The organism is Achromobacter sp. GD03932 (assembly GCF_029839485.1).
GTDB lineage: Bacteria > Pseudomonadota > Gammaproteobacteria > Burkholderiales > Burkholderiaceae_B > Achromobacter > Achromobacter bronchisepticus_A.
In genome coordinates this window covers 68,359-94,140 of sequence record NZ_JAOCAT010000027.1, presented here as the reverse complement: position 1 = coordinate 94,140, position 25,782 = coordinate 68,359, and the positions used below count along the sequence as shown (strand labels likewise).

The following is a 25,782-nucleotide window of genomic DNA, read 5'->3' as shown; positions in this document are numbered from 1 at the left end:
CAGATCATTCTTGGATAAACGAAGGGCCGCGGCAATACGCCGCGGCCCTTCGTTTTGTCTGATACTGCTCGGGGGCGGCCATTGCGCCGCACCCTGCCCAGGATCAGCTATCCAGCTTCTGCTTCAACAGATCATTCACCTGCTGCGGATTCGCCTTGCCGCGGGCGGCCTTCATGATCTGGCCGACCAGCGAATTGAACGCCTTCTGCTTGCCGGCCCGGTACTCTTCCACGATGGCCGGGTTGGCGGCCAGCACCTCGTCGATCATGGCGCCGATGGCGCCGGTGTCGCTGATCTGCTTGAGGCCGCGCGCCTCGATGATGGCGTCCGGCTGACCGCCGTTTTCGCCGGCCCACATGGCGCCGAAGACTTCGCGGGCGATCTTGTTGGAGATGGTGCCGTCGATGATGCGGCCGATCAGGGCGGCCAGCGCCGGCGCCTGGACCGGGGACTCGGCGATGCTCTTCTCGTCCTTGTTCAGGGCGGCAGAGACTTCACCCATGACCCAGTTGGCGGCCAGCTTGGCCTGGCCGGCCGGCAGCGCGTTCGCCACCGCCTGGAAGTAGGCGGCGAGGTCGCGGCTGACGGTCAGCTGGGCGGCATCGTAGGCGGGCAGGCCGTATTCGGATTCGAAGCGGGCGCGCTGGGCGGCCGGCAGTTCGGGCATGGCGGCGCGGACCTCGTCGACCCAGGCGCTGGAGATCACCAGCGTGGGCAGGTCGGGGTCGGGGAAGTAGCGGTAGTCGTGCGCGTCTTCCTTGCTGCGCATGCTGCGCGTTTCGTCGCGGTCGGCGTCGTACAGGCGGGTTTCCTGGACCACCGTGCCGCCATCCTCGATCAGCTCGATCTGGCGCCGCGCCTCATAGACGATGGCGCGTTCCAGGAAGCGGAACGAGTTGACGTTCTTGATCTCGGTGCGGGTGCCGAATTCCTTCTGGCCCACAGGGCGGACCGACACGTTGGCGTCGCAGCGGAACGAGCCTTCCTGCATGTTGCCGTCGCAGATGCCCAGCCACACGACCAGGCTGTGCAGGGCGCGGGCGTAGGCCACGGCCTCGGCGGCCGAGCGCATTTCGGGTTCCGTCACGATTTCCAGGAGCGGCGTGCCGGCGCGGTTCAGGTCGATGCCGCTGCCGGGGGCGCCGTTGGCCAGGCTGAAGTCGTCGTGCAGGGACTTGCCCGCGTCTTCTTCCAGGTGAGCGCGCGTCAGGTTGACGGTTTTTTCTTCCTCGCCCACGAAGAACGACAGCGAACCGCCCACGACCACCGGCAGCTCGTACTGGCTGATCTGGTAGCCCTTGGGCAGGTCGGGGTAGAAGTAGTTCTTGCGCGCGAACACCGAACGCGGCGCGATGGTTGCGCCCACGGCTAGGCCGAAGCGGATGGCGCGTTCGGCGGCGCCGCGGTTCATGACCGGCAGGCTGCCCGGCAGCGCCAGGTCGACCACGTTGGCGTGGGTGTTGGGCGCGGCGCCGAATTCGGTGCTGCTACCCGAAAAAATCTTGGAGTCGGTGGAAAGCTGGGTGTGCGTTTCCAGGCCGATGACGATTTCCCAGTTCATGTTCTCAGCCTTGCTGGACCGGGGCACGCGTGTGCCAGTCCGTCACTTGTTGGTAGCGGTCGGCGATGGCCAGCAGGCGGCCTTCGTCGAAGTAGTTGCCGATGATCTGGAGACCGACGGGGCGTTGGTTGCCAGCGCCGCCGAAGCCGCAAGGGATCGACATCGCAGGCAGGCCGGCCAGGCTCACGCCCAGCGTGTAGACGTCGGCCAGCCAGTCGGCCGTGGGATCGTCGCGGTTGTCGCCGATGTTCTTGGCCACCGTGGGCGTCACCGGGCCCATGATCACGTCGCACTGGTCCGCATAGGCGCGCTGGAAGTCTTGCGCGATCATGCGGCGCAGGCGCTGCGCCTGCAGGTAGTAGGCGTCGTAGTAGCCGTGGGACAGCACGTAGGTGCCGATCAGGATGCGGCGCTTGACCTCGTCGCCGAAGCCTTCGGCGCGCGAACGGCTGATCATTTCGTTCAGGTCGCCGTACTGGGCGGCGCGGTGGCCGTAGCGCACGCCGTCGTAGCGCGCCAGGTTGCTGGACGCTTCGGCGGGGGCGATGACGTAGTAGGCGGGAATGGCGAGTTCGGTGCGCGGCAGCGACACCGGCACGCGCACGGCGCCCAGCGCCTCGAACTGGACCAGCGCGGCTTCGACCGCGGCGGCCACGTCGGGGGCCAGGCCGGCGCCGAAGTACTCGGCGGGCACGCCGATGCGCAGGCCCTTCAGGGGCTGGCTGCCGGCGGTGTCGAAACGGCCCTGGGCCGCCTCGAAGTCACGCCGGACGCGGCCGGGCGCGTTGGCGGCGGCGTCGCATTTTTCCAGGCTGGTGGCGTCGCGCGGGTCGAAGCCGCTGATGACGTCCAGCAATTCGAGCAGGTCGCGGGCGCTTTCGGCCAGCGGGCCGGCCTGGTCCAGGCTGGAGCCGAAGGCCACCATGCCGTAGCGGGACACGGTGCCGTAGGTGGGCTTGATGCCGCTGACGCCGCACAGGGCGGCGGGCTGGCGCACCGAGCCGCCGGTGTCGGTGCCGGTGGCGGCGGCCACCAGGCGGGCAGCCACGGCAGCGGCTGAGCCGCCCGAGGAGCCGCCGGGCACGGCGGCATGGTCCCAGGGGTTCTTCACGGCGCCGTAGGCGGAGTTCTCGTTGCCGGAACCCATGGCGAATTCGTCGCAGTTCAGCTTGCCCAGCGACACGGCGCCGGCCTCGCCCAGGCGCTCGACCACGGTGGCGTCGAACGGGCTGACATAGCCGTCGAGCATCTTGCTGCCGGCGGTGGTGCGCCAGCCGCGGGTGACGAAGGCGTCCTTGTGGGCGATCGGGATGCCGGCCAGGGGGCCGGCCGAACCGGACGCCAGCGCGGCGTCGGCGGCGCGGGCCTGGGCCAGCGTCAATTCGGCGTCAATATGTAAAAAGCAATTCAGGCCGCTGGCCGCTTCGGCGGCCGCCAGGCCGCTTTGGGCGAGCTCGACGGCGCTGATCTGGCGTTGCGCAAGGGCCGCGCGCAGGGCGGCGATCCCCTTGAATTGGGTGTGCAGAGCGGGTTTCGTCATGACTTAATCCAGGACCTTGGGAACCAGGAACAGGCCTTCCTGGGCGTCGGGGGCGTTGGCCAGCAGCTCCTCGCGGCGGGCCTCCGAGCTGGGTTCGGTCACGACATCTTCACGCAGGCGCAGCACGATATCTTCATGGGCGGACAGCGGGTGGGCCAGGGGTTCGACCCCCTGGGTATCGACGGACTGGAGCCGTTCGATCAGGTGGAGGATGCCGTTGAGTTCGGCCTGCGCGACGGTGCGCTGGTCGGGGGTCAGTTCGATTCTGGCCAGCCGGGCAATGCGGGCCACATCTGTGTCATTGAGCGCCATGGGGGATTGCAAATCGATAAGCGAAGGCCGAGGGGCGGGACAGGGCAGTATGCATATGCCGAACCCGTTACAAAGCTTGAATAGCCTGCATTTATGCGCTATTTCCGGGGAAATTATAAGTTATGATTCACGGTTTAATCGCCGTGATGACAGGCGGACCCGTTGTTTTACGGGCCCTACGCCCCGCGGCATGTACCTCATTCCCCCCAGAATTTAGCTGAGCTCCCATGTTCGGATTCCTGCGCAGTTATTTTTCCAGCGATATGGCGATCGACCTCGGTACCGCCAACACGCTGATCTACGTCCGCGGCAAGGGCATCGTGCTCGATGAACCGTCCGTGGTCGCAATCCGTCATGAAGGCGGTCCCCACGGCAAGAAGATCATTCAAGCCGTCGGCCATGAAGCCAAGCAGATGCTTGGCCGCGTTCCCGGCAATATAGAGGCCATCCGGCCCATGAAGGACGGCGTGATCGCCGACTTCACGGTCACCGAGCAGATGCTCAAGCAGTTCATCCGCATGGTGCACCCCCGCAACATGCTGGCGCCGAGCCCGCGCATCATTGTTTGCGTACCCTGCGGCTCCACCCAGGTCGAACGCCGCGCCATCCGTGAATCGGCCTTGGGCGCGGGCGCGTCCCACGTCTTCCTGATCGAAGAACCCATGGCCGCGGCCATCGGCGCCGGCCTGGCCGTGTCCGACGCCAGCGGCTCCATGGTGGTCGACATCGGCGGCGGCACCACGGAAGTGGCGGTCATCTCGCTGGGCGGCATGGTCTACAAGGGTTCGGTGCGCGTCGGCGGCGACAAGTTCGACGAAGCCATCGTCAACTATATCCGCCGCAACTACGGCATGCTGATCGGCGAGCCCACCGCCGAACTGATCAAGAAGGAAATCGGCTCGGCGTTCCCGGGATCCGAAGTCCGCGAGATCGAGGTCAAGGGCCGCAACCTGGCCGAAGGCGTGCCGCGCAGCTTCACGGTCTCGTCCAACGAGATCCTCGAGTCGCTGACCGACCCGCTGAACCAGATCGTTTCGGCCGTGAAGATCGCGCTGGAACAGACCCCGCCCGAACTGGGCGCCGACATCACCGACAAGGGCATCGCCCTGACCGGCGGCGGCGCGTTGCTGCGCGACCTGGACCGCCTGCTGCAGGAAGAAACCGGCCTGCCCGTCGTGGTCGCGGACGATCCGCTGACCTGCGTCGTGCGCGGTTGCGGCGAGGCGCTGGAACACCTTGAGAAACTGGGCGCCATCTTCATCAACGACTAATTTTGCCCGCCAGCCCGGAGCCCCGCTTTTTCACGGCTCCGGCCGCTGCCGGAGCGACGGACGCGGGCGTCCGGGCTGAGATTCATGCAACGACAAGGGACTCCTCCCCTATTCAGGCGCGGCCCACCTGCGGAGGTGCGGCTGGTCGTTCTGGTCGTCCTTGCGTTGGCCCTGATTGTCATGGATTCGCAATGGCGCATGCTGGAACCGGCGCGCCGGGCGATGTCCGTGGCGCTGTACCCCTTCCAGCGCGCCGTCATGGCGCCGCGCGACCTCGTCCAGCAAGTGAACGAATGGGTCAACGCGGCCAATCTCATCCGTAGCGAAAACGAAGCCTTGCAGCGCCAGCGCATCGAGCTGGCCCAGGTGACCACGCATGGCGCCCAGCTGGCTGCCGAGAACTCGCAGCTGCGCCGGCTGCTGGGCGTGACCGATACCGTGGCGCAATCCGCCGTGGTGGTCGAGGTCATGTACGAACCCACCAACGCGTTCACGCAGCGCCTGGTGTTCAACAAGGGCAGCAAGGCGGGCCTGGCCCCGGGCATGCCGGTCATCGACGAAGGCGGCGTGGTCGGGCAGATCGTGCGCGTCACGCCCATGACGGCCGAGGCGGCCCTGGTCACCGACGAGCAGGTCTCCATCCCCGTGCAGTTGCTGCGCAACGGCCTGCGCCTAATTGCGTTCGGCGGCAACTCGCCGGGCAAGATGGAAGTTCGTTACCTTGCCGCCAACGCCGACATCAAGGAAGGCGATACCATCGTCACCAGCGGCGTCGGCGGGCTGTTCCCGGCCGGCCTGCCGGTGGCCAAGGTGACCTCGGTCGAACGCGATACCGCTTCCGGCTTCGCGCGCGCCGTATGCGAACCGCTGGCCCATCCCGAACGCTACCGCCACTTCCTGGTCCTGCAGGTCGATGTGGAGCGCGCCGAGTCCAACCGTCAGGAGGTCGATTCCGGTGGATCGGACTAATCAATCCTCGGGGCAGGCCGCGCGCCGCCTCGGCACCCCCAGCAACGTGCAGCCCGACCGGCTTTCCGGCCCGGCGCACGGCGTGTTCGTCTGGGCCACGGTGCTGGTGGCGTGGCTGGTATCGCTGCTGCCCTGGCGCCTGTGGCAGGGCGCGCCCGACATCCTGCTGCTGATCATCGCCTTCTGGTGCGTGCACGAGCCGCGCCGCGTCGGCCTGTTCACCGCCTTCTTCTTCGGCCTGCTGATGGACGTGCACGACGCCGGCCTGCTGGGCGAACACGCGCTCTCGTACACGCTGGTCGCCTACGGCGCAGTGGTGCTGCACCGCCGGCTGCAGCGCTTCGACCTCTGGAGCCAGGCCATGCACATGCTGCCTGTGTTCTTCATCGCCCGCTTCGTGACCCAGATCATCCATGCATGGCTGGCCGGCAAATGGCCGGGCTGGGACTGGGGCATCAGCGTGCTCCTGACCACCGCCTTGTGGCCGCTGGCGGGCTGGGTTCTGCACTTGCCGCAGCGCGGTGTCGACGACGCTGAATCCTCCTCCGCCTGACGGCGGCGCCGCGTCATGTTCGAATTCAAGAAAACTGGCCAGCAGCAGAAGCAGCGTTTCCGCCTGCGCGCCTGGGTGGGCGGGCTATTCGCGCTGGCCTGCTTCGGCGTGCTGATCGGCCGGTTCTGGTACCTGCAGGTCGATCGCTACGAAGGCCTGTCGGAACGCGCCGATCGCAACCGCATCGCGGTCGTGCCCATCCCGCCGCGGCGCGGCGAGATCCTGGACCGCAACGGCGAGGTGCTGGCGCGCAACTACCGCACCTATACGCTGGAGGTCGTGCCGGCCCATGCCGGCAATCTGAGCCAGCTGTTCGAACGCCTGACCGAGGTCGTGTACATCAGTCCGGCCGACCAGCGCCGCTTCAAGCGCCGCGCCGCCGAGTCCAGCCGCTACGCCAGCCTGCAGCTGCGCAACAACCTCAACGAGACCGAAGCCGCCTGGTTCGCGGCGCATTCCTTCCAGTTCCCCGGGGTGGAGCTGCGCGCGCGCTGGGTGCGCGAGTATCCGCAGGGCGCGTCGGCGGGCCATGTGGTCGGCTATATCGGCCGCATCGCCGAAGGCGACAACGAAGAGCTGGAGCGCGCCGGCCAGTTGGGCAACTATCGCGGCACCGAGGTCATCGGCAAGAAGGGCATCGAGAAAACCTGGGAAGAGCAGCTGCACGGCCGCACCGGCCTGGAAGAGGTCGAAGTGACCGCGGGCGGACGGCCGATGCGCACGCTGCGCCGCATCGATCCGGTGCCGGGCTCCGACATCATGCTCTCGATCGACCTGGGCCTGCAGAAGGTGGCCGAAGCGGCTTTCGAGGGACAGCGCGGCGCGCTGGTCGCCATCGATCCCGACACCGGCGAGGTGCTGGCCTTCGTCTCTCAGCCTTCGTTCGATCCGAACCTGTTCGTGGACGGCATCGACGTGGACAACTGGCGCATGCTGAACGAGTCGCCGGATCATCCGCTGATCAACCGGCCGCTGTACGGCACCTATCCCATCGGTTCGACCTACAAGCCTTTCGTGGCCCTGGCGGCGCTCGAACTGGGCAAGCGCCGCGCCACCGACCGCATCTCCGACCCCGGTTACTACGAGTTCGGCGGCCAGAAATTCCGCAACGCCGGCGGCGCGGCCTATGGCATGACGGACATGCACAAGGCCATCGTCGTGTCGTCCGACACCTACTTCTATTCGCTGGGCCCCGAGATCGGCGTGAACGCACTGCACGATTTCACCAAGCAATTCGGTTTCGGCCAGATCACCGGCATCGACCTGGAAGGCGAAAAGCGCGGCGTGCTGCCCTCGACCGACTGGAAGCGCTCGGCCTACAAGGACAAGGACCGCCAGCGCTGGTACGCGGGCGAGACGATTTCCGTGGCGGTGGGGCAGGGTTACAACGCCTTTACGCTGCTGCAACTGGCGCAAGGCACGTCCACGCTGGCCAACAACGGCCTGTACCGCCGCCCGCACCTGGTGCACGCGGTGCGCGATCCGCGCACCGGCGAGGCCAAGCCCACCGAGTCCGCGCCCGACTATCGCATTCCCCTCAAGCAGGCCAACGTGGACGTGATCAAGAACGCCATGGCGGACGTGGTGCGGGCCGGCACGGCGCGGCGCGCGTTCGCCAACACCCCCTACCAGGCAGCCGGCAAGACCGGCACCGCGCAGGTGTTCAGCCTGCGCGGCGGCCATTACCGCGCCAGCGCCATTGACGAACGTCTGCGCGACCACGCCTTGTTCATGGGCTTCGCGCCGCTTGAGCATCCGCGCATTGCGGTGGCGCTGATCGTCGAGAACGCTGGCTGGGGCGCGAGCGTCGCCGCCCCGGTCGCGCGCAAGGTGTTCGACTATTGGCTGGCCAAGGACCGCAAGGACAAGATCGTGCGGCCCGACCGCGCCGACCCCCTGGCCTCGGTCGAGGAAATCGCTTCCGACGTGGTGCGCCGATAATGAAACGCCTGGGCCTTATCCTGCTACGTGTGTTCACGGCCTTCGATTGGCCGCTGCTGGCGATCCTGCTGATGTTCGCCGCGCTGGGCATGACGGTCATGCATTCCGCGGTGGGCGGCACCGACTGGCGCTTCGCCGAACAGTCGCGCAATTTCATCATCGCTTTTTTCGCCATGTGGACCATGGCCCTGATTCCGCCGAAGTGGCTGATGAAGCTGGCCTTGCCTTTCTACGTGGTGGGTGTGGTGCTGCTGCTGGGCGTGGAGTTCTTCGGCGAGACCAGCAAGGGCGCGACCCGCTGGCTGAACCTGGGCGTGACCCGCATCCAGCCCTCCGAGATGATGAAGATCGCCGTGCCCATGATGCTGGCCTGGTACTTCCAGCGTCACGAAGGCGCGGTGCGCATCCGCGACTTCCTGGCGGCCGCCGCCATGCTGGCCGCGCCCTTTGGCCTGATCGTGCTGCAGCCCGACTTGGGTACGGCCCTGCTGGTGTTCGGCGCCGGCTTCTTCGTGATCTATTTCGCGGGCCTGTCGTTCAAGCTGCTGGTGCCGGTCATGCTGGCGGGCATCATCGGCATAGGCACGCTGATCTACTACGAAGACCAGTTATGCGAGCCCGATGTGGACTGGGTGGTGCTGCACGACTACCAGAAGCACCGGGTGTGCACGCTGCTCAATCCCAGCTCCGATCCGCTGGGCAAGGGCTTCCATACGATCCAGTCGATGATCGCGGTGGGCTCGGGCGGGGTGTACGGCAAGGGTTACATGAAGGGCACGCAGACGCACCTGGACTTCATCCCTGAACGCACCACCGACTTCATCTTCGCGGTGTACGCGGAAGAATTCGGACTCTACGGCGGCATCGCCATGCTGGTGCTGTATGGCCTGATGATGGCGCGAGGACTGACGATCGCGTCACGGGCATCGTCGCAGTTCGGCAGGTTGCTGGTTGGGGCGCTGACGATGATGCTGTTCATCTATGTGTTCGTGAACGTGGGGATGGTGACGGGGATTCTGCCTGTGGTGGGGGTGCCGTTGCCGTTCATGAGCTATGGGGGGACGGCTTTGTTCACCATGGGGATTGCGTTTGGGATCATGATGAGTATTAGTCGGCATCGGTCGGTTAAGACTTGATCTTTTTGGCGGCTGCGCGTTCTTCGTAGGTCGCCCGTCGTCGCGTGCGGCGTGGCGGCTCGCGCCCACGATTGCGGTCCGGAGCGTTCGCTCCGGACTTCCCCTTCGTCATCGTCGTTGCCGCCTACGGCGGCTGCCTTCCGATTCCCTCGGGCGCATCGAGGTTGCGAGCCGCCACGCCGCCCGCGCCGACGGGCTACGTACGTCTTGGTTCGCTGCGCTGCTGGATCTGTGGTCGGTGGCGACTCTTGCATCGCCCGTTGCCTACGGCCGCGCGGGCGGCCGTAGGCAACATACATGGTTGTGGGCGTCGTGGCGATGGTCGCTAGCGCGTTTGCGGAGGGCGGTTTGCTAGTGGCCGCTCATCATTGGGGGTGGGGGCGGTGATGGGTGGCGCGCGGCGGGCAGCGGTATGCGCTTGAAGACTCTCGCGCGCGCGCCACCCATCCGGCACCGTGGCTTAGCGGCAGGTGATGATCAACGGCCTGGTGACGTTCGGTGATGAGCAGCCACCTGCGAGGCGTTAATGCTGACAGGTGTTTCATGTGCGCGCAGCGCCATCCTCAACCGCAAGACACCGCGGAAGCCTCGGAAGGCCGCCCGCGCGGCCGGCCCGAGGCGAGCCCCGCAAGAGCCGCCTACAACCTCAAGCAGGCAACGCCTCAGGCACCCCAAGGTCGACGGCCAGCTTGGTAAGCCCATCCCAAATTCGGCTATCGAACGTCAGCGTATCCTCGTTCAGCGCCCGGTTGCGAGCTTCGTACTCGCCCGGATACTGCACGCCTTCGACGCCGGGTTGCGGCTTGCAGGCGTGGAGGTAGTCGATGAACGCGCCCACCTCCATCGACCGCCAGTCCGTGTTGAAGTCCACCTGCGGATCCAGCAGCAGCGCGAACATGTTGTTCGTCGCCACGCCGGTGCGCGGATGCTGCGGCTGGATCGTGCCGCCGCCGGACAGCACGCCGGCCAGCAGTTCGGCTACCAGGCCCAGCGCGTAGCCCTTATGGCCGCCGAACGGCAGCAGGGCGCCGGGCGGGTCGGTGAACAGCGCGTTGGGATCGGTGGTCGGATTGCCCTGGGCGTCGATCAGCGAGCCCGGGGGCGCTTGCTCGCCCTTGGCGGCCAACACGCGCGCCTTGTTGACGGCGATGGAGCTGGTGGCCATGTCCACGATGAACGGCGGACGGCCGCCGGGCAGCGGGCCGGCGAAACACAGCGGGTTGGTGGTCAGGCAGGCCTGCGCGCCGCCGAAAGGCGCCACGGTGGGCGAGCGGTTGATCACGTTGGTGAAGGCCAACAGGATCAGACCCTTGGCCGCCACCATTTCCCCGTAGTGGCCCATGCGACCCAGGTGATGGCTGTGGCGCAGGGTCAGGATGCACTGGCCGTGCTCTTGGGTGCGCTCAATGGCCTTCTCGATGACGACCTTGCCGACATATTGGCCCAGCCCGTGGTGGCCGTCATAGGCCAGCATCGCGCCGCGGTCGTTGACCAGTTCGGGCCGGCCGTCGGCCTGGGCCAGGCCCTCGGACAGCACGCGCCGGTAGTTGGTCAGGATGGACAGCCCGTGACTGGTGTAGCCGACCCGGTCGGACTCGACCAGGTGCTCGGCCACGTCGCGGGCGATGTCCTCGGGCACGCCCTGCGCCATCAGCACGCGGCGACCGTATTCATTGGCTTGGGCGATCGAAATCTTCATGATGCGACCTCCTTACAGCCAGCCCAGCCAGCGCCAGTAGGTCATGCCCATCAGCAGCATCAGCAGGTAGCCGACGATGGTGACGATGATGCCGACCTTGGCGAACTGCTTGGCGTTGAAGGTCTCGGTACCCAGGCACACCATGTTCTGCGGTGCGTTGATGGGCAGGATGAAGCCGTAGCTGACGACGAAGCCCAGCAGCATGGTCATGCCCAGGCGGCTGAATTCGCCCGGCAGCGTGGCCAGCACCGAGATCAGGATCGGCAGCATGGCCGAGGTCAGCGCGGTGGCGCTGGCGAAACCCAGGTGGATGACGATGAGGAAGGCGGCCAGGATCGCGAAGATCGCCAGCGGTCCGAGGTGGTCCAGTCCGGTGTGCGCCACGACCTGGTTGCCCAGCCATTGGCCGGCCTGGGTCGTCAGCAGGGCGGTGCCCAGGCTGATGCCGACGCCGAACACGATCACGGTGCCCCATGGGATACGCGATTGCACGTCTTTCCAGGTCATCACGCCAAAGCGCGGCAGCAGCAGCAGGACCAGGCCGAAGTAGGTGGTCGAAGTGGTGTCGAACTTGTGCAGCTTGCCTTCGGTCGACCAGAACAGCAGCAGCATGAGCGACACGGCCATCAGGCGCTTTTGCGCGCCGGTCATGGGGCCCAGTTCAAGCAGCGACTTCTCGACGGCTTCCTTGCCTCCCGCGATGCTGTCGCTTTCCGGCGGCAGCAGCTTGAGCACGATGATGATCAGCACGGCCGACATGATCAGCGACCAGGGGGCGCCGGCGATCAGCCAGTCCGACCACGCCACGCGCTGGCCCAGCATCTTCTCCATGAAGCCCACGGTCAGCAGGTTCTGCGCCGCGGCGGTCTGGATGCCGACGTTCCAGATGCTGGTGGCCTGCGCCACGATGATCATGATGCCGGCGGCGATGTTGGAGCGCTTGTCCACGCCGAAGGCCGCGATGACGCCCATCATGATGGGCACCACGGCCGCGCTGCGCGCGGTGGCGCTGGGCACGACCAGGCTCAGCACGATGGTCACCGCGATACATCCGATCAGGATGCGGCGCGTGCTGGTGCCTACCTTGGACAGGGTCACCAGCGCGATGCGCCGGTCCAGCCCGGTGAATGTCATGGCCGCGGCAATGAACAAGGCGCCGGTGACCAGCGCCAGCGCCGAGTTCGAGAAGCCCGCCAGCGCCATGCTGATCGCGGCCGAGGTGCCGTAGATGACTTGCGGGTCTTTGATTGTCGGAGCCGTGCCCAGCAGGAAGGCCATCAGCGTCGTGATCATGATCGCGCTGGCTTCGTAGGACACGGCTTCGGTAATCCAGACCACCACTGCGAATGCCAGGATGGCGAGCATCCGGTGGCCCGCGACGGGCAGGTCGGCGGGCAAAGGCATCATCAGCACGCCGATCATCACTAGGACGCCGGCGACGAGTCCGATTGGAATTTTGGTTTTCTTTGGGGCTTGCGAGGCAGGGACGGCGGCTTGCGCGGTCATATCCATCTCCGGTTGAGGTCAAACTGCCGACACACCGCCCCGCGAGCAACGGGATAGGTCAAATCGGTGTGTCGACGCTACAGCATGATCGTGACGGCATTGCGGAAAACCCGTATTGATACTGATCAAGCCTGTGGAGATTTGGGCTTGTGGAAAACCTTTGACGGGCATTATGCTCGTCGCCCCGCGCCGCCGGCAAGCGGAGATTGTTGCATGGAACAATGCAAATAGGCGGAAATAGAGACGGAAAGGAAGTTAATTAGATCGTGCCACGATGCTAATCGGCGCCGAAGCCGGCAGGCGGCGCGGGCCGCTCAGCCCAGCGCCAGGCGCAGCTGTTCGTCCAGATGCAGCGTGGGCGCAATGCGCCACCCACTCTGCGCGTAACGCAGCCACCGACCCAGCACCAGATGCGTCAGCAGGCTGGCATGCGCCGCGACATTGGCCTGCGGCGGCAGGCCGCCATCGGTGACGGCGATGCGCAGCGATTGCTTCAACGACGCCTCGATGCGGTCGTTGATGTGATTGATGCGTTCCTGCAGGCGGTTGTCTTCCGTGACCAGCGCATCGCCGGTCAGCACGCGCGTCATGCCCTTGTTGCGTTCCGAGAAGGTCAGCAGCATGGAAACGGTCTGGTGGGCCTGGGTCAGGCCATGGGGCTCGGCGATGGCGATCTGGTTCACCAGCGTGAAGATGCTGGTTTCGATGAATTCGATCAGCCCTTCGAACATCTGCGCCTTGCTGGCGAAGTGCCGGTACAACGCGGCTTCAGAGACTTCCAGGCGCGCGGCGAGGGCCGCCGTGGTGATGCGGGAGGCGTGCGGCTGCTCCAGCATCTCGGCCAGGGTTTGCAGAATCTGGGTCTTGCGCTCGCCGGGTTTGCTCGCCATGGAGGGGTCTGCTCTCGCGCAGGCTTGACGGTGGAGGGGAGGGGAGGAGCGCGCCGCTATCCCCGCAGGGGGCGTCGGCGTAACAGCAAATCACTGACGGAGTTTACCCGCAAGTCGACGTAGGCCGGCCGCTGCGAGCGGCCGCGGGCGAACGGCGTGCCCGGGTGATACACGTGAACGGTGCGCAGGCCGGCCTGGCGCGCGCCGCGCAGATTGGCCAGGGTGTCTTCCACCAGCACCGCGTTGCGTGCCTGCACGCCTTCGCGGGCCAGCACATGGCGCAACAAGGCGGGCGAAGGCTTGGGCCGGAACTCGCCATGCAGGCGCATGTGCTCGATGGCCCAGAGGCTGTCGAACTGCCGCAGGATCCCCAGGCGCGCTAGCACGGCGCGGGCGTAGTGCAGCGGCGCGTTGGTCAGCAGCACCTTGCGGCCCGGCAGCCGGCTCAGCTTGTAGGCCAGCGCCTTTTCCGCGCGCACCAGCGGACCGACATCGAAGTCGTGGCTGCGGTGCAGGAACTCATGGGGGTCCACGCCATGATGCCGGACCATGCCTATCATGGTGGCGCCGTAGCGTTTCCAGTACTGCGAGCGCAGGCGGTTGGCGGTGTCGATGTCGACGTTCAGCGCCTCGACCACGGCCATGGTCATGCCGTGGTCGATCTTCGGGAAGATGGCGTGCGAGGTGTCGTGGAGCGTGTTGTCCAGGTCGAACAGCCACAGGCGCTCGGAGTCGCCCGCGGCCGCGCGGCGCGAGCGGCGCATGCGCACCGCCGGCCGCAGCAGGTAACGCTGTGCCCGCATCAGTGCGAGCTGATCATCGTGCCCACGCCCTGGTCGGTCAGGATTTCCAGCAGCAGGCAGTGCGGCACGCGGCCGTCGACGATGTGCACGGAGTTCACGCCGTTCTTGGCGGCGTCCAGCGCGGACGAGATCTTGGGCAGCATGCCGCCGGAGATCGTGCCGTCGGCGAACAGCTCGTCGATGGTTTGGGCCGACAGGCTGCGCAACAGCTTGCCGCCCTTGTCCAGCACGCCCGGGGTGTTGGTCAGCATCAGCAGCTTTTCGGCGCCCAGCACTTCCGCCATCTTGCCGGCGACGACGTCGGCGTTGATGTTGTAGGCCGTGCCGTCCTCGCCATAGCCGATGGGCGAGATGACGGGGATGAACTGGTCGTCCTGCAGCGCCTTGACCACGGCCGGTTCGACCATGGTGATGTCGCCGACGAAACCGATGTCGATGGGTTCGGACGGATTGTCCTTGTTGGCCATCAGCTTCTTCTGGGCCTGGATCAGTCCGCCGTCCTTGCCGGTCAAGCCCACGGCCTTGCCGCCGACCTCGTTGATCATCATGACGATGTCCTGCTGGACCTGGCCGCCCAGCACCCATTCGACCACTTCCATGGTCTCGGCGTCGGTGACGCGCATGCCCTGGATGAAGGTGCCTTGCTTGCCGATGCGGCGCAGCGCGTCGTCGATCTGCGGACCGCCGCCGTGCACCACCACCGGATTCAGACCCACCAGCTTCAGCAGCACGACATCGTGCGCGAAGCTGCGCTGCAGACGCTCTTCCGTCATGGCGTTGCCGCCGTACTTGACCACGATGGTCTTGCCGTGAAATCGTCGGATATACGGCAGTGCTTCAGACAGCACAGCGGCTTTGACAGCAGGAGACGAAACGGCAGCAGGGTCGGGGGTGTCGGTCATGGCAGCTAAGTCGGCAAATATACGTATGAGTGGTTAGAAAAAATGCCTGCACAAAAACGCGTTCGGGACGCGGTAGCGCAAGCATACGACGGATTGTAGTACCCACAGGTTTCTTATGCTTTAAACCCATGTTCATATGCCCGACAAATAACCGGCATTCAGGTAAATTGGGGGCGTTTTCGCAACGGCGACCCCCGCAAAAGGGGGCGAGGCCGCACCGGCAGGGCATCAGCCCCTAATTTTTACCCATAAAAGAGGCAACACATGCGTTTGAACTTTGTCCGGTCCGCTCTGGCGGCGTCGGTGTTCCTGGTGGCGGCGAACGCCGCACATGCCGAAAAAATCGTGGTGGGCGCGACCCAGGTTCCCCATGCCGAGATCCTGGAAGTGGTGAAGCCGCAGCTGGCCAAGGAAGGCGTGGAACTCGACATCAAGGTGTTCAGCGACTACGTGCAGCCCAACCTGCAACTGGCCGACAAGCAGCTCGACGCCAACTTCTTCCAGCACAAGCCCTACCTGGATTCCTTCAACAGGGACCGCAAGGCCACGCTGGTGCCGGTGGCCCTGGTGCACGTCGAGCCCTTCGGCGGCTATTCCAAGAAGATCAAGAGCCTGTCCGAACTCAAGGACGGCGCAACCGTCGCGATCCCGAACGATCCCTCCAACGGCGGCCGCGCGCTGGTGCTGCTGCAGAAGCAGGGCGTGATCAAGCTGAAGGATCCGTCCAACATTCTGGCGACGGCCGCGGACGTGGTCGAGAACCCCAAGAAGCTGAAGTTCCGCGAACTGGAAGCCGCCATGCTGCCGCGCTCGCTGGATGACGTGGACCTGGCGCTGATCAACACCAACTACGCGCTGGAAGCCGGCCTGGTCCCGACGAAGGACGCCTTGTTCATCGAAGGCTCGGATTCGCCCTACGCCAACATCCTGGTGACCCGCGAGGACAACAAGGACGCGCCGGGCATCAAGAAGCTGGTGCAGGCCCTGCACACGCCCGAGGTGAAGAAGTTCATCCAGGACAAGTACAAGGGCGCCGTGGTTCCGGCGTTCTGATTCCGGCCCGTCGCGGCCTGATCTGGAAACCGCCCGCCGTGGGCGGTTTTTCTTTTGGGCGCCGCCGCGGCGGGGCCGGTCGCCGGACGAAAAAAAACCGCCCTGTCGGGGCGGCCATTTTGGGGGGCTGCGGGGCTCAGCCTGCCGCCAGGGCCTTTTCCACGGTGGCGTGGAACTCCGCCACGTCGTATTCGCCCAGGTAGCGCTTGATGATGCGGCCTTGCTTGTCGATCAGGAAGGCCGTGGGCGTCAGGCGGATGTCGCCGAAGGCGCGGGCGATGTCGCCCTTGGTGTCCAGGGCCACCGGGAACGGCAGCTTGCGCGTTTCGGCGAAGTTCAGCACGAAGTTGGGCGGGTCGTAGTTCATGGCGACCGCGACCGCCTGGTAGCCCTTGGCGGCGTACTCGTTGTAGGCCGAGATGGTTTCCGGCATTTGCTTCACGCAGGTCACGCAGCTGGTGGCCCAGAACTTGACCAGCACGACCTTGCCGCGCAGATCCTGCATCGAGAAGGTCTTGCCTTCCAGCGTGGTGAAGGTGACGTCGGGCGCGGTCTGGGCGGGGCGCATGACGAACCAGGCGCCGATGCCGACCGCCACCAGGACGGCCAACGCGATGATGGCTTTCTTCATTTGATGGGCATGGCCTCTACGCCGCTGCTGGTGCCGGCCGCGTTGTCGCTCGCTGCGCCGGCGCCGCTTTCGATGGGCGCTTTGGTTTCCGTGGAAGTGTTGGACTTGGAACCGGTATTCGACAGCCGGATGGCTTCCTCGCGGCTGATCGTCTCGAACAGTTTAACCACCTTGGCCACGCCGCCGACGTCGGCGGTGGCGTTGGCGGCATATTCGCCTTCGGCCTGCGTCACCTTGCCCATCAGGTAGACCACGCTGTGGTCGGTCGTGACCGCGATGGTGCCGGACGGCACGTACTTGGTGTTGAGCAGGGCGGTCTTGACCTTGGAGGTCAGCCAGGTGTCGTTGGAGCGCGTGCTGAATGAGGCGATGGGGCCGACGTTCAGCTGGTTGATGACCTGTTTGACGTTTTCCACGCCTTGGGCGATGGCGGTGGCCTGGTTCTTGGCCTCTTCGGTGGGGACGTCGCCGGTCAGCAGCAGATGGCCGCCGTAGGCCATGGCATTCACGCGGGCGGTGTCGCCCAGCTTCTGCGAGATCTGGCTCTGCGCCTTGAACGCCATGTTCTGGTCTTCGAGCTGGATGCCGGAGGTGCGGCGGTCGGTCACGACGACCGCGGTGGTGGCGGCCGCGCCGCCCACGATCAGGGGCGCGCAGGCCGACAGCGAGAGCGCGGCGGTGGAGAGCGCCGCGGCGAGCATCAACGGGCGGACTGCGGTACGGACGTCAGAAATCATTCGGTGTCTCCAAGCAGAAGAGCGTCAATGCCGTCGCACAGCGCGTGCAGCAGCAGAATATGGACTTCCTGGATGCGCATCGTGCGATCGCTGGGAACACATAGATGGACGTCCATCGGCGTAATGAGTTCCCCCATGACGCCGCCGCCCTTGCCGGTCAGGGCAAGCACGTGCATCTCGCGGGCGCTGGCGGCTTCCATGGCGCGCACCACGTTGGGGGAGTTGCCGCTGGTGGATATGGCTACCAGCACGTCGCCAGCCTGGCCGAAGGCGTTGACCTGGCGTTCGAAGATTTCGTCGAAACCGTAGTCGTTGCCCACCGCGGTGAGGATCGAGGTGTCGGTGTTGAGGGCGATGCCGGCCAGGGGCAGGCGTTCGCGTTCGAAGCGGCCCACCAGTTCGGCGATGAAATGCTGCGCATCGGCGGCCGAGCCGCCATTGCCGCAAGCCAGAATCTTGCCGTTGTTTGCCAGGGCGCCGAACAGCACGTCCACCGCCACTGCCAGCGGCTCGGCCAGGACGTTCATGCTTTGTTCGCACGCAGCCATGGCGTCGCGAAAGTGCGACGTCATTCGAGAGGTCATATCCATGGGCGCGATTATCTCACGGGGCCGAGGCGTGGTTCTGTCCAGGCGTAACGACTGTTAGGCAGGTCGTTACCGGGGCCGTGCGGACTTCAGGCCTGCCAGAACGCGCCGCGCAGCCACTGGGGATCGCCGGCGTCGAAGACGACCGCGTCAAAGCGCGCCGCCGGCAGCCTGCCGCGCCAGTGGCGCCGGGCCAGCTCCGGCAGCCAGCAGGCCGCGGCGCTGGCCAGCCGTGCCTGCTTGTCCGGGCCGATGCTGGCTGCGGCGCCGCCGTAGCGGCTGGGGCCGCGCGATCGGACCTCGACGAACACCAGCGTGTCGCCTTCGCGCATGGCCAGGTCGATCTCGCCGGCGCGGGTCTGCAGATTGCGCGCCAGCAGGACCAGGCCGCGCGACTGCAGCAGGCGCAAGGCGGCGTCCTCGTGGTGGTCGCCCTTGCGTTGGGCGGGCGAGCGTCGCGGGGGCGGGCGATCCGCTGGCGCCGCGCGCGCGGCACGGCGCCGGCGTTTGGCGGCGCGGCCGCGGGCGGCCAGGGCCAGTTCGCAGGCCAGTCGCAAGGTGTCATCCGTCATGGGCGCTCCGGAAGTCGCGGGCATAGGCGGCTACACTGACATGGTTTCCCGTGTCTGTAGGCTGCAATGAATCAAAATGTCTCACCTCCCCCTGCCGGAGATGCCTGGTCTCGCGTTTCTGAACGCGTGGCGGGGCAGCATTGGCCCGCTGCGACGCTGTATGTCGTGGCCACGCCGATCGGCAACCTGGGCGACCTGGGGCTGCGCGCCTGGCACGCTTTGCTTCGGGCCGATGTAATCGCCGCGGAAGACACGCGCGCCAGCCGCGCCTTGCTGGACGCCTGGGGCGTGGGTACGCCGCTCATGGCCGCCCACCGCCACAATGAAGCTGCCGCGGCCCAGGCCATTTGCGAGCGTCTGGCCCAGGGCCAGCGCGTGGCGCTGGTGTCCGACGCCGGCGCGCCCGCGGTCAGCGATCCGGGCGCGCGCATCGTGCGCGCCGTGCGCGAAGCCGGCTTCGGCGTGGTGCCGGTGCCCGGTCCCAGCGCGGTCATCGCCGCGCTGATGGGTAGCGGCGTTACCACCGACGAAAACCCGGGCTATGCCTTTGCCGGATTTCCTCCGCCCAAGGCGGCTGCGCGCCAGCGCTGGCTGCGCACGTGGTGCGCCTTGCCCGCGCCGGTCGTCATGTTCGAATCGCCGCACCGGCTCGCGGCCACGCTGGCCGACCTGCTGGAAGTGTGCGGCCCCGACCGTCTTCTGACCGTGGCGCGCGAACTGACCAAGCGTTTCGAGGAGATCGCAACGTTCCCGATGGGCGAAGGCGCGGCCTGGCTGGCTGCGGACTCGCACCGCGAACAGGGCGAATTCGTGCTGATCGCGCACGCGCCCGCGGAACAGGAAGCGGATGAAGAAGCCGATCCGCGCACCGATGCGCTGCTGGACGCCTTGCTGGAGTCGCTGTCCTTGCGCGACGCCGCGCGCGTGGCCGCCAAGGTTTCCGGCCTGCCGCGCGACGTGCTGTACAACCGGGCCCTGGCCCGCAAGAAATCGGCGGAGTAAGACATGGTGTATTCGACTATCGTGTCCAACAAGCCCGCGGATCCCGACGAACGCCTGGTCTACCGCGACATTTCCACGCCGCTGGGCGACATGCGTCTGGTCGCCAGCGCCAAGGGCCTGCGCGGCGCCTGGTTCACCGATCAGGAACTGCTGCCCGCGGCGGATGGCTGGATCCTCACGGACTCCGATCCCATCCTGGAGCAGGCGCGCCGCGAACTGGAAGAATGGTTCGCCGGCAAGCGCCGCGTCTTCGACGTGGTGCTGGACCCCGTCGGCACCACTTTCCAACACCAGGTCTGGCATGCGCTGTGCGACCTGGAATTCGGCGTGCTGGCCAGCTACGGCGACCTGGCGCGCACCGTGGGGCGGCCCAAGGGTGCGCAGGCGGTCGGCGGCGCCGTCGGACGCAATCCGATCAGCATCATCATTCCCTGTCATCGCGTGATCGGGGCCGACACCTCGCTGACGGGCTTCGGCGGCGGGCTGCCGCGCAAGCAGGCCTTGCTGGCGCACGAAGGCAATCGCTACCGCAGCCGTAGCGCAAGCGCGCGCCGGGTGTGCGACGGTCAGGCCGAACTGCCCTGGTAGGCGGGCAGCGGGGCGTTTACTGCGAGGCGATGCTGGGCAGGATGCCGATGCGGTCCGACACCATCGGCACGGCGTCCAAGGCGCTCTGCCGGTCGGGGTAGGGGCCGATCTTGACCCGATACAGATTGTTCGACTGTTCGACCGATGCGGGCGGCGCGCCTTCGGCGCCCAGCTGCGTGTTGATGCGGCTGACCAGCGATTGCGCGTTGGCTGGCTGGCTGAACGCGCCCACCTGCAGATAGACGCTGCCGATGCCGCCCGCTGCCGGCTGGCGCACCGGCGCGGAACCCGGAGCGGGCCCCGACAGGGGTTCGGCCGCCAGCGCCACCGGCACGGCGGCGATGGGCGCGGCCACGGGCGACGAACCCGTGGCCGATGCGGGTTCGGGTATGGCCGTGGCAGGCGCGCCCTGCGAGGCCAGCCGCCGGATCTCGTCCTGCGGGATGGCTTCCACGATCACCTGGCCGCTGCCGGGGCCGATGATGCCCAGCTTGTACGCGGCGACATAGGACAGGTCCATGATGCGGTCGCTGTGGAACGGGCCGCGGTCGTTCACCCGCACGATGATGGTCTTGCCGTTGACCATGCTGGTGACGCGGGCGTAGCTGGGCAGTGGCAGCGTGGTGTGGGCGGCCGTCATGGCGTACATGTCGTAGGACTCGCCGATGGACGTGGAATTGCCGTGGAACTTCTTGCCGTACCACGAGGCGGTGCCGCGCTTTTTATAGGGCTGGCCGCTGGTGTCCGGCACATAGCGCTGGCCGAACACCACATACGGCCGGTTCGCGCCGCTGGCATAGGGTTCGATCCTGGGCACCGCGTCGGGCACCTGGTCCAGGTTCGAGGGCGGATTCGCGTCTGGCCCGTCGTCCTTGTAATACCCGCCGCCCTTCTTGCGTCCGCCGGTGGAAGAGCAGCCAGCCACGGCAATGGCCAGCAGCAGCATCATGAACAGGCGGGTCGGGCGGGACAGGGTCATGCGGATTCGTCAGGCAGTTGGGTGCGATGGCGCACCAGCAGCGGGTCGTGGTCGGCAAAACGCAGCGCCAGCTGTTCGACCACGTACACCGAACGGTGCTGGCCGCCGGTGCAGCCGATGGCGACCGTAAGGTAATTGCGGGTGTCTTGCGTGTATTGCGGCAGCCAGCGGTTCAGGAAACCGGCGATGTCGTCGATCATCTGCCCCACCAGGTCGAAGCCCGCCAGCCAGGCGGCCACGGGTTCGTCACGGCCGGTCAGCGGCCGCAGGTCGCGGTCGTAGTAGGGGTTGGGCAGGCAGCGCACGTCGAACACCAGGTCCGCGTCGCGCGGCACGCCGCGCTTGTAGGCGAAGGACTCGAAAGTCAGCACCAGCGGCGCGCGGTCGGCCTTGATCAGGTCGCGGATCCAGACGCGCAGTTGGCCCGGCGTCAGGTCCGAGGTGTCGATGACGTGTTCCTGTTCGCGCAGCGGCGCGAGCAGTTCGCGCTCCACAGCGATGCACTCGGACAGCGTCGGGGTCTTGCCACCGTGCTGCAGACGGTCGGTCAGCGGGTGGCGGCGGCGCGATTCGGAATAGCGCTGCACCAGCGTTTCCGTGCTGGCGTCCAGGAAGACCACGCGCAGGCTGGTGCCCATGGCGCGCAGCGCGGTGACCACGTCGGGCAGTTCGGCCAGTTCGCCGGGGGAGCGGACGTCGATGGCGACCGCGACGCGCTCCATGCCGTCATCGCGGGCGTTGGCGATGAACTCGGTCAGGAACCGCACGGGCAGGTTGTCGACGCAGGTATAGCTTGCGTCCTCAAGCATGCGCAGGGCGACGGACTTGCCTGAGCCTGAGATGCCGGTGACGAGGACGACTTTCAACATGGACATGATTGTGGCACGCTTTTCGAGGACGATGCCGGCGGGATGACATCTGATATGGCCGTAAACTGCCAATCTGCGCCTGTACCGCTTTGGTCCCCCTGGCGTAAGCTGGGGGCCGGATACTCGACAGATTCACATACGCGCCCCGCCGTCATGCGTTTCGGGGGAATGGAATTCGACCTAGATGTTAGCCTTCATTTCCTTTCGTAGTGTTTCACTGCCGCGTTTTTGGGCAATTTCCCTATTTGGGGTGGCTGCCGCCTTCCTGGCAGCGCCCGCGCCGGCCCAGCCCGCGCCCCAGGAAATCCTGCGCCCGGACACCATGGACGCCCGCGTCGCCGCCTGTACGGCCTGTCATGGTGCGCAGGGCCGGGCCGGCAACGACGGCTACTATCCGCGCCTGGCGGGCAAGCCTCAGGAGTACCTGTACCACCAGCTGCTCAACTTCCGCGACGACCGGCGTCAGTACCGGCCCATGACGCATTTGTTGACCGGCCTGCCCGACGACTACCTGCGCGAGATCGCCGCGTATTTTTCCTCGCAGCATGTACCGTATCCGCCGCCGACGCGCGCCGACGTCTCCGCCGCCACGCTGGAAGCCGGGCGCAAGCTGGCCCTGAACGGTGACGCCGCGCGCGGTCTGCCCGCCTGTGCCGCCTGTCACGGTGCCGCTCTGGGCGGCGTGTTGCCCGCCATTCCCGGCTTGCTTGGCCTGCCGCGCGACTACATCGGTTCGCAGATCGGCAGCTGGAAGAACGGCTTGCGCCGCGCTGCCGAGCCGGACTGCATGGCCGACATCTCCAACAAACTCACTCCCCAGGACATCGGCGCGCTGGCCGCGTGGCTGTCCTCGCAACCCGTCGTGGAACCCTACGCGCCAGAAGCCGCGGGTTCGATACGCCTGCCCGCGGAATGCGGCAGCCAGGCGCAACGGTAAGGGAGAGGCGGGATGTCGATCATGAAGAAAGTCCTGTCCGCCCTGTTGCTGCTCGCGATCGTAGCCGTGGGCGGCCTCTACTGGTTCGGTACGCGCGACGATGCCAGCACTGGTCCCGCCGCGGCCGCGGCGGATGCCGCGACGCTGGTGGAGCGCGGCCGCTACCTTGCGCTCGCTGGCAATTGCATGGCCTGCCACACCAGCCGGGGCGGCAAGGCGCTGGCGGGCGGCACGCCGATCCCTACGCCGTTCGGCACGGTGTACGGCCCGAACCTCACGCCCGACGACAGAACCGGCATAGGCGCCTGGACCGCGGACGATTTCTGGCAGGCGCTGCACAACGGCAAGTCGCGCGACGGCACGCTGCTGTATCCCGCTTTCCCTTATACGGAATACACGCGCGTGACCCGCGCCGATTCCGACGCGTTGTACGCCTATCTGCGCACCGTGGCGCCCGTGGACCAGCCCAACCGGCCGCCCGAGATGGAATTCCCCTACGACCAGCGGGCGCTGCTGGCCGCCTGGCGCGCGCTGTACTTCAAACCGGGCGTGCAGGAGGCGGACGCAGGGCAATCGGTGCAGTGGAATCGCGGCCGATATCTGGTCGAAGGCCTGGGGCATTGCGCCGCCTGCCATACGCCGCGCAACAACCTGGGGGGGCTGCGTTCGGCCGACCCATTGGCCGGCGGCGTGATCCCGGTGCTGGATTGGTACGCGCCGCCGCTCACCAACGATATGGAAACCGGCATGGGCAGATGGTCCGCCGAAGACATTGCAGCCTTGCTCAAGACTGGCATTTCGAAGCATTCCAGCGCCAGCGGGCCCATGGCCGAGGTGGTGCTGGGCAGTACGCAGCATCTGACCGATGCGGACGCACTGGCCATCGGCGTCTATATCAAATCCCTGCCCGCCACGGCGGCTTCAACTGAGCGCACGCGGACCGCTGTCGCGCCAGCCGCCATGGAACTGGGCGGCAAGATCTACCGCCAGCAATGCGTGCAGTGCCACCAGTCAGCGGGCGAGGGCAGCGGCACGGCATGGCCCGCGCTGGCGGGCAATCCGACCGTGACGGCGCCGTCGCCTGTCAACGCGATCCGCATGGTGCTGGACGGCGGCTATGCCCCGGCCACGGCGGCGAACCCGCGGCCTCACGGCATGCCGCCCTTCGGGCAGCTGCTCAACGACGGCGACATCGCGATGCTGGTGACGTATATCCGCAATAGCTGGGGCAACGAGGCGGGCGGCGTGACCCCGCTGGAAGTCAAGCGCGCGCGCGCCGCATCGACGTTGAACTGACGCGGAATCAGCGCGCTCGCGTGGCCTGCGCGCAGGCCGCGCGAGCCAACTCGCCGAGTACGCGGATGGCAGCCTGCGAGGCCGCGTCCCAAGGGTGCCCGTAATTCAGGCGCAGCGCGCTGCCGAACTGGCCGCTGGCCGAAAAGATCGGCCCCGGCGCCACGCTGATGCCGCGCGCGAGCGCCTGGCGATGCAGCGTCAGCGCATCCACGGCGGCCGGCAGTTCCAGCCACAGGAAGAACCCGCCTTGCGGACGCGTCACGCGCGTGCCGGCCGGGAATTCCTGGGCGATTGCCTCGGCCATGCGCTGCTGCTGTGTCTGCAGCGTTTCGCGCAGGCGGCGCAGGTGGCGGTCGTAGCCGCCTTGCTCCAGATATTCGGCGATGGCGCCCTGGGCGGGGCCGGAAGCCGATAGCGTCGACGACAGTTTCAGGCGCTGTACGCGTTGCGCGTAGCGTCCGGCCGAGGTCCAGCCGATGCGGTAACCCGGCGCCAGGCACTTGGAAAAAGACGAGCAATGCAGCACCAGCCCCTGGGTGTCATAGGCCTTGGCGGGTACCGGCCGCACCGATCCGAAATACAGCTCGCCGTACACATCGTCTTCGATCAGCGGAATATCGTGGCGCGCAAGCAGCTGGACCAGCTGGCGCTTTTTTTCATCGGGCATCAGGCTGCCCAGCGGGTTCTGGAACTGCGTCATCAGCCAGCAGGCGCGGGGCGCGTGGCGCTCGATGGCGCCCTGCATTGCGTCCAGGTCGATGCCGGTGCGCGGATGCGTCGGTATTTCCAGCGCCTTCAGCCCGTGGCGCTCGAGCGCCTGCAAGGCGCCATAGAACGTGGGAGCCTCGACCATGACCGTGTCGCCAGGCTGCGTGACTGCTTGCAGGCAGAGGTTCAGCGCTTCCAGCGCGCCGTTGGTGACGACGATGTCGCCGGCTGGCACGTTGATGCCGCCGATCAGGTAACGCAGCGCGATCTGGCGGCGCAGGCCCGGATTGCCAGGCGCCAGGTCTTCCACCGTGTCCAGCGGATCCTGGCGCTTGAGGTGCGCAGCCATGGCCTGGGCCAGCCGCGGCAGCGGGAACAGCAACGGGGAAGGGAAGGCGGAGCCCAGCGGCGTCACCTCGCGGTTGCGCACTGAGCCGAGAATGTCGAAGATGCGCTCGCTGATCGCGAGCTCCGTTGAGTCGCCATCCGGAGTGGACGCGCCGGGTTCCGGTGGCAGGGATGCGGCAGGGGCGTTGACGTAGTAACCGGAGCGCGGCTGCGCCCGGATCAGGCCTTGCGCTTCCAGCAGGTAGTAGGCCTGGAACACCGTCGACGGGCTGAGGCCGCGCGCCGCGCACGCGTCCCGCACGGAGGGCAGCTTGTCGCCCGCGCGCAGCACGCCGTCGCGGATCGACTTGGCGATCTCGGCGGCCAGGTTTTCATACAGGTTCAAGCTGCCG

The 25,782-nt window shown here is 66.7% G+C and carries 25 protein-coding genes; 10 read left to right on the top strand and 15 right to left on the bottom strand.

The features are described from left to right. Positions 1-103 precede the first annotated feature (103 nt). Genes gatB through gatC form a run of 3 tightly spaced genes read right to left on the bottom strand, consistent with a single transcriptional unit; the run spans position 104 to position 3,413 of the window. Positions 104-1,561: an Asp-tRNA(Asn)/Glu-tRNA(Gln) amidotransferase subunit GatB gene (gatB, locus tag N5C88_RS23285; protein ID WP_059380003.1), complete on the bottom strand. Its 1,458-nt coding sequence runs from the start codon at positions 1,559-1,561 to the stop codon at positions 104-106. 4 nt (positions 1,562-1,565) lie between these two features. Then, positions 1,566-3,101, bottom strand: coding sequence for an Asp-tRNA(Asn)/Glu-tRNA(Gln) amidotransferase subunit GatA (gene gatA / locus N5C88_RS23280; RefSeq protein ID WP_280016325.1), 1,536 nt, complete (start codon positions 3,099-3,101; stop codon positions 1,566-1,568). 3 nt (positions 3,102-3,104) lie between these two features. Next, complete coding sequence (gene gatC, locus N5C88_RS23275; protein ID WP_054456891.1) at positions 3,105-3,413, bottom strand: Asp-tRNA(Asn)/Glu-tRNA(Gln) amidotransferase subunit GatC; 309 nt, start codon at positions 3,411-3,413, stop codon at positions 3,105-3,107. Between the two features lie 227 nt (positions 3,414-3,640). Here gatC and N5C88_RS23270 point away from each other — a divergent pair, with 227 nt between their 5' ends. From N5C88_RS23270 to rodA, 5 genes are all read left to right on the top strand, one after another. Further along, positions 3,641-4,684, top strand: a complete 1,044-nt coding sequence (locus N5C88_RS23270; RefSeq protein WP_006216320.1) for a rod shape-determining protein — start codon at positions 3,641-3,643, stop codon at positions 4,682-4,684. Between the two features lie 84 nt (positions 4,685-4,768). Further along, positions 4,769-5,653 carry a rod shape-determining protein MreC gene (gene mreC, locus N5C88_RS23265; protein WP_042796087.1) on the top strand — a complete coding sequence of 295 codons (885 nt, stop codon included), beginning with the start codon at positions 4,769-4,771 and terminating at the stop codon, positions 5,651-5,653. After that, complete coding sequence (mreD, locus tag N5C88_RS23260; protein WP_059380005.1) at positions 5,640-6,206, top strand: rod shape-determining protein MreD; 567 nt, start codon at positions 5,640-5,642, stop codon at positions 6,204-6,206. The genes mreC and mreD overlap by 14 nt, the downstream gene beginning before the upstream one ends. 15 nt (positions 6,207-6,221) lie before the next feature. Next, the gene (gene mrdA, locus N5C88_RS23255; RefSeq protein WP_059380006.1) at positions 6,222-8,147 is read left to right on the top strand and encodes a penicillin-binding protein 2; all 1,926 of its coding nucleotides are present in this window, start codon (positions 6,222-6,224) and stop codon (positions 8,145-8,147) included. After that, the gene (gene rodA / locus N5C88_RS23250) at positions 8,147-9,283 is read left to right on the top strand and encodes a rod shape-determining protein RodA (RefSeq protein ID WP_059380007.1); all 1,137 of its coding nucleotides are present in this window, start codon (positions 8,147-8,149) and stop codon (positions 9,281-9,283) included. The genes mrdA and rodA overlap by 1 nt, the downstream gene beginning before the upstream one ends. Positions 9,284-9,929: 646 nt before the next feature. Here the strand turns inward: rodA and N5C88_RS23245 are convergent. The 5 genes from N5C88_RS23245 to argB all read right to left on the bottom strand — a co-directional run bounded on the left by N5C88_RS23245 (position 9,930) and on the right by argB (position 15,083). Then, positions 9,930-10,982 carry an Ldh family oxidoreductase gene (locus tag N5C88_RS23245; RefSeq protein ID WP_059378320.1) on the bottom strand — a complete coding sequence of 351 codons (1,053 nt, stop codon included), beginning with the start codon at positions 10,980-10,982 and terminating at the stop codon, positions 9,930-9,932. Between the two features lie 12 nt (positions 10,983-10,994). Then, a complete protein-coding gene (locus N5C88_RS23240; protein WP_059378318.1) occupies positions 10,995-12,488 on the bottom strand; it encodes a DASS family sodium-coupled anion symporter in 1,494 nt (497 codons plus the stop codon). Positions 12,489-12,802: 314 nt separating this feature from the next. Beyond that, positions 12,803-13,378: a nucleoid occlusion factor SlmA gene (gene slmA, locus N5C88_RS23235; RefSeq protein ID WP_059378316.1), complete on the bottom strand. Its 576-nt coding sequence runs from the start codon at positions 13,376-13,378 to the stop codon at positions 12,803-12,805. A 56-nt stretch (positions 13,379-13,434) separates the two neighbouring features. Beyond that, positions 13,435-14,181 carry a pyrimidine 5'-nucleotidase gene (locus tag N5C88_RS23230; protein WP_059378314.1) on the bottom strand — a complete coding sequence of 249 codons (747 nt, stop codon included), beginning with the start codon at positions 14,179-14,181 and terminating at the stop codon, positions 13,435-13,437. Beyond that, positions 14,181-15,083, bottom strand: a complete 903-nt coding sequence (argB, locus tag N5C88_RS23225) for an acetylglutamate kinase (RefSeq protein WP_013396740.1) — start codon at positions 15,081-15,083, stop codon at positions 14,181-14,183. The genes N5C88_RS23230 and argB overlap by 1 nt, the downstream gene beginning before the upstream one ends. Positions 15,084-15,347: 264 nt before the next feature. On the opposite strand from argB, the gene N5C88_RS23220 reads away from it, so the two are divergent. Further along, positions 15,348-16,136: a MetQ/NlpA family ABC transporter substrate-binding protein gene (locus N5C88_RS23220; protein WP_059378311.1), complete on the top strand. Its 789-nt coding sequence runs from the start codon at positions 15,348-15,350 to the stop codon at positions 16,134-16,136. Between the two features lie 136 nt (positions 16,137-16,272). Here N5C88_RS23220 and N5C88_RS23215 read toward each other — a convergent pair whose 3' ends face one another. The 4 genes from N5C88_RS23215 to N5C88_RS23200 all read right to left on the bottom strand — a co-directional run bounded on the left by N5C88_RS23215 (position 16,273) and on the right by N5C88_RS23200 (position 18,663). Next, entirely contained in the window at positions 16,273-16,767 is a 495-nt protein-coding gene (locus tag N5C88_RS23215; RefSeq protein WP_054457775.1) for a TlpA disulfide reductase family protein, read from the bottom strand. Continuing rightward, positions 16,764-17,504, bottom strand: coding sequence for a BON domain-containing protein (locus N5C88_RS23210; protein ID WP_059378309.1), 741 nt, complete (start codon positions 17,502-17,504; stop codon positions 16,764-16,766). The genes N5C88_RS23215 and N5C88_RS23210 overlap by 4 nt, the downstream gene beginning before the upstream one ends. Further along, complete coding sequence (locus N5C88_RS23205; protein WP_054457773.1) at positions 17,501-18,094, bottom strand: phosphoheptose isomerase; 594 nt, start codon at positions 18,092-18,094, stop codon at positions 17,501-17,503. Before N5C88_RS23205 ends, N5C88_RS23210 begins: the two co-directional genes overlap by 4 nt. An 86-nt stretch (positions 18,095-18,180) precedes the next feature. Beyond that, on the bottom strand, positions 18,181-18,663 hold the full coding sequence (locus N5C88_RS23200) for a YraN family protein (RefSeq protein WP_059378308.1): 483 nt from the start codon (positions 18,661-18,663) through the stop codon (positions 18,181-18,183). Positions 18,664-18,729: 66 nt separating this feature from the next. Between N5C88_RS23200 and rsmI the strand changes: the two genes are divergently transcribed. Both rsmI and N5C88_RS23190 read left to right on the top strand, forming a co-directional pair. Then, a complete protein-coding gene (gene rsmI, locus N5C88_RS23195; protein WP_280016324.1) occupies positions 18,730-19,665 on the top strand; it encodes a 16S rRNA (cytidine(1402)-2'-O)-methyltransferase in 936 nt (311 codons plus the stop codon). 3 nt (positions 19,666-19,668) lie between these two features. Next, the gene (locus N5C88_RS23190) at positions 19,669-20,253 is read left to right on the top strand and encodes a methylated-DNA--[protein]-cysteine S-methyltransferase (protein WP_059378304.1); all 585 of its coding nucleotides are present in this window, start codon (positions 19,669-19,671) and stop codon (positions 20,251-20,253) included. Between the two features lie 16 nt (positions 20,254-20,269). On the opposite strand, the gene N5C88_RS23185 is transcribed toward N5C88_RS23190, so the two are convergent. Together N5C88_RS23185 and rapZ are read right to left on the bottom strand one after the other, a co-directional pair. Next, complete coding sequence (locus N5C88_RS23185; RefSeq protein WP_059378302.1) at positions 20,270-21,232, bottom strand: septal ring lytic transglycosylase RlpA family protein; 963 nt, start codon at positions 21,230-21,232, stop codon at positions 20,270-20,272. Beyond that, the gene (gene rapZ / locus N5C88_RS23180) at positions 21,229-22,101 is read right to left on the bottom strand and encodes an RNase adapter RapZ (protein WP_059378358.1); all 873 of its coding nucleotides are present in this window, start codon (positions 22,099-22,101) and stop codon (positions 21,229-21,231) included. The genes N5C88_RS23185 and rapZ overlap by 4 nt, the downstream gene beginning before the upstream one ends. Before the next feature lie 184 nt (positions 22,102-22,285). Between rapZ and N5C88_RS23175 the strand changes: the two genes are divergently transcribed. Next, positions 22,286-23,038, top strand: a complete 753-nt coding sequence (locus N5C88_RS23175) for a c-type cytochrome (protein WP_118933594.1) — start codon at positions 22,286-22,288, stop codon at positions 23,036-23,038. A gap of 12 nt (positions 23,039-23,050) precedes the next feature. Further along, a complete protein-coding gene (locus N5C88_RS23170; protein WP_251878217.1) occupies positions 23,051-24,334 on the top strand; it encodes a cytochrome c in 1,284 nt (427 codons plus the stop codon). Between the two features lie 7 nt (positions 24,335-24,341). Here N5C88_RS23170 and N5C88_RS23165 read toward each other — a convergent pair whose 3' ends face one another. Continuing rightward, positions 24,342-25,775, bottom strand: a complete 1,434-nt coding sequence (locus N5C88_RS23165) for a PLP-dependent aminotransferase family protein (RefSeq protein ID WP_280016323.1) — start codon at positions 25,773-25,775, stop codon at positions 24,342-24,344. Positions 25,776-25,782 lie beyond the last annotated feature (7 nt).

What these genes read in the sequence shown, in the direction of transcription:
- N5C88_RS23230 (WP_059378314.1), bottom strand. Translation starts at nt 14,181, where the DNA reads ATGCGGGCACAGCGTTACCTGCTGCGGCCGGCGGTGCGCATGCGCCGC.
- rodA (WP_059380007.1), top strand. Translation starts at nt 8,147, where the DNA reads ATGAAACGCCTGGGCCTTATCCTGCTACGTGTGTTCACGGCCTTCGAT.
- N5C88_RS23200 (WP_059378308.1), bottom strand. Translation starts at nt 18,663, where the DNA reads ATGACGGATGACACCTTGCGACTGGCCTGCGAACTGGCCCTGGCCGCC.
- N5C88_RS23245 (WP_059378320.1), bottom strand. Translation starts at nt 10,982, where the DNA reads ATGAAGATTTCGATCGCCCAAGCCAATGAATACGGTCGCCGCGTGCTG.
- rsmI (WP_280016324.1), top strand. Translation starts at nt 18,730, where the DNA reads ATGAATCAAAATGTCTCACCTCCCCCTGCCGGAGATGCCTGGTCTCGC.
- N5C88_RS23205 (WP_054457773.1), bottom strand. Translation starts at nt 18,094, where the DNA reads ATGGATATGACCTCTCGAATGACGTCGCACTTTCGCGACGCCATGGCT.
- slmA (WP_059378316.1), bottom strand. Translation starts at nt 13,378, where the DNA reads ATGGCGAGCAAACCCGGCGAGCGCAAGACCCAGATTCTGCAAACCCTG.
- N5C88_RS23190 (WP_059378304.1), top strand. Translation starts at nt 19,669, where the DNA reads ATGGTGTATTCGACTATCGTGTCCAACAAGCCCGCGGATCCCGACGAA.
- gatB (WP_059380003.1), bottom strand. Translation starts at nt 1,561, where the DNA reads ATGAACTGGGAAATCGTCATCGGCCTGGAAACGCACACCCAGCTTTCC.
- N5C88_RS23210 (WP_059378309.1), bottom strand. Translation starts at nt 17,504, where the DNA reads ATGATTTCTGACGTCCGTACCGCAGTCCGCCCGTTGATGCTCGCCGCG.
- gatC (WP_054456891.1), bottom strand. Translation starts at nt 3,413, where the DNA reads ATGGCGCTCAATGACACAGATGTGGCCCGCATTGCCCGGCTGGCCAGA.
- N5C88_RS23170 (WP_251878217.1), top strand. Translation starts at nt 23,051, where the DNA reads ATGTCGATCATGAAGAAAGTCCTGTCCGCCCTGTTGCTGCTCGCGATC.
- mrdA (WP_059380006.1), top strand. Translation starts at nt 6,222, where the DNA reads ATGTTCGAATTCAAGAAAACTGGCCAGCAGCAGAAGCAGCGTTTCCGC.
- N5C88_RS23270 (WP_006216320.1), top strand. Translation starts at nt 3,641, where the DNA reads ATGTTCGGATTCCTGCGCAGTTATTTTTCCAGCGATATGGCGATCGAC.
- N5C88_RS23215 (WP_054457775.1), bottom strand. Translation starts at nt 16,767, where the DNA reads ATGAAGAAAGCCATCATCGCGTTGGCCGTCCTGGTGGCGGTCGGCATC.
- mreC (WP_042796087.1), top strand. Translation starts at nt 4,769, where the DNA reads ATGCAACGACAAGGGACTCCTCCCCTATTCAGGCGCGGCCCACCTGCG.
- N5C88_RS23185 (WP_059378302.1), bottom strand. Translation starts at nt 21,232, where the DNA reads ATGACCCTGTCCCGCCCGACCCGCCTGTTCATGATGCTGCTGCTGGCC.
- N5C88_RS23220 (WP_059378311.1), top strand. Translation starts at nt 15,348, where the DNA reads ATGCGTTTGAACTTTGTCCGGTCCGCTCTGGCGGCGTCGGTGTTCCTG.
- rapZ (WP_059378358.1), bottom strand. Translation starts at nt 22,101, where the DNA reads ATGTTGAAAGTCGTCCTCGTCACCGGCATCTCAGGCTCAGGCAAGTCC.
- N5C88_RS23240 (WP_059378318.1), bottom strand. Translation starts at nt 12,488, where the DNA reads ATGACCGCGCAAGCCGCCGTCCCTGCCTCGCAAGCCCCAAAGAAAACC.
- N5C88_RS23175 (WP_118933594.1), top strand. Translation starts at nt 22,286, where the DNA reads ATGTTAGCCTTCATTTCCTTTCGTAGTGTTTCACTGCCGCGTTTTTGG.
- argB (WP_013396740.1), bottom strand. Translation starts at nt 15,083, where the DNA reads ATGACCGACACCCCCGACCCTGCTGCCGTTTCGTCTCCTGCTGTCAAA.
- gatA (WP_280016325.1), bottom strand. Translation starts at nt 3,101, where the DNA reads ATGACGAAACCCGCTCTGCACACCCAATTCAAGGGGATCGCCGCCCTG.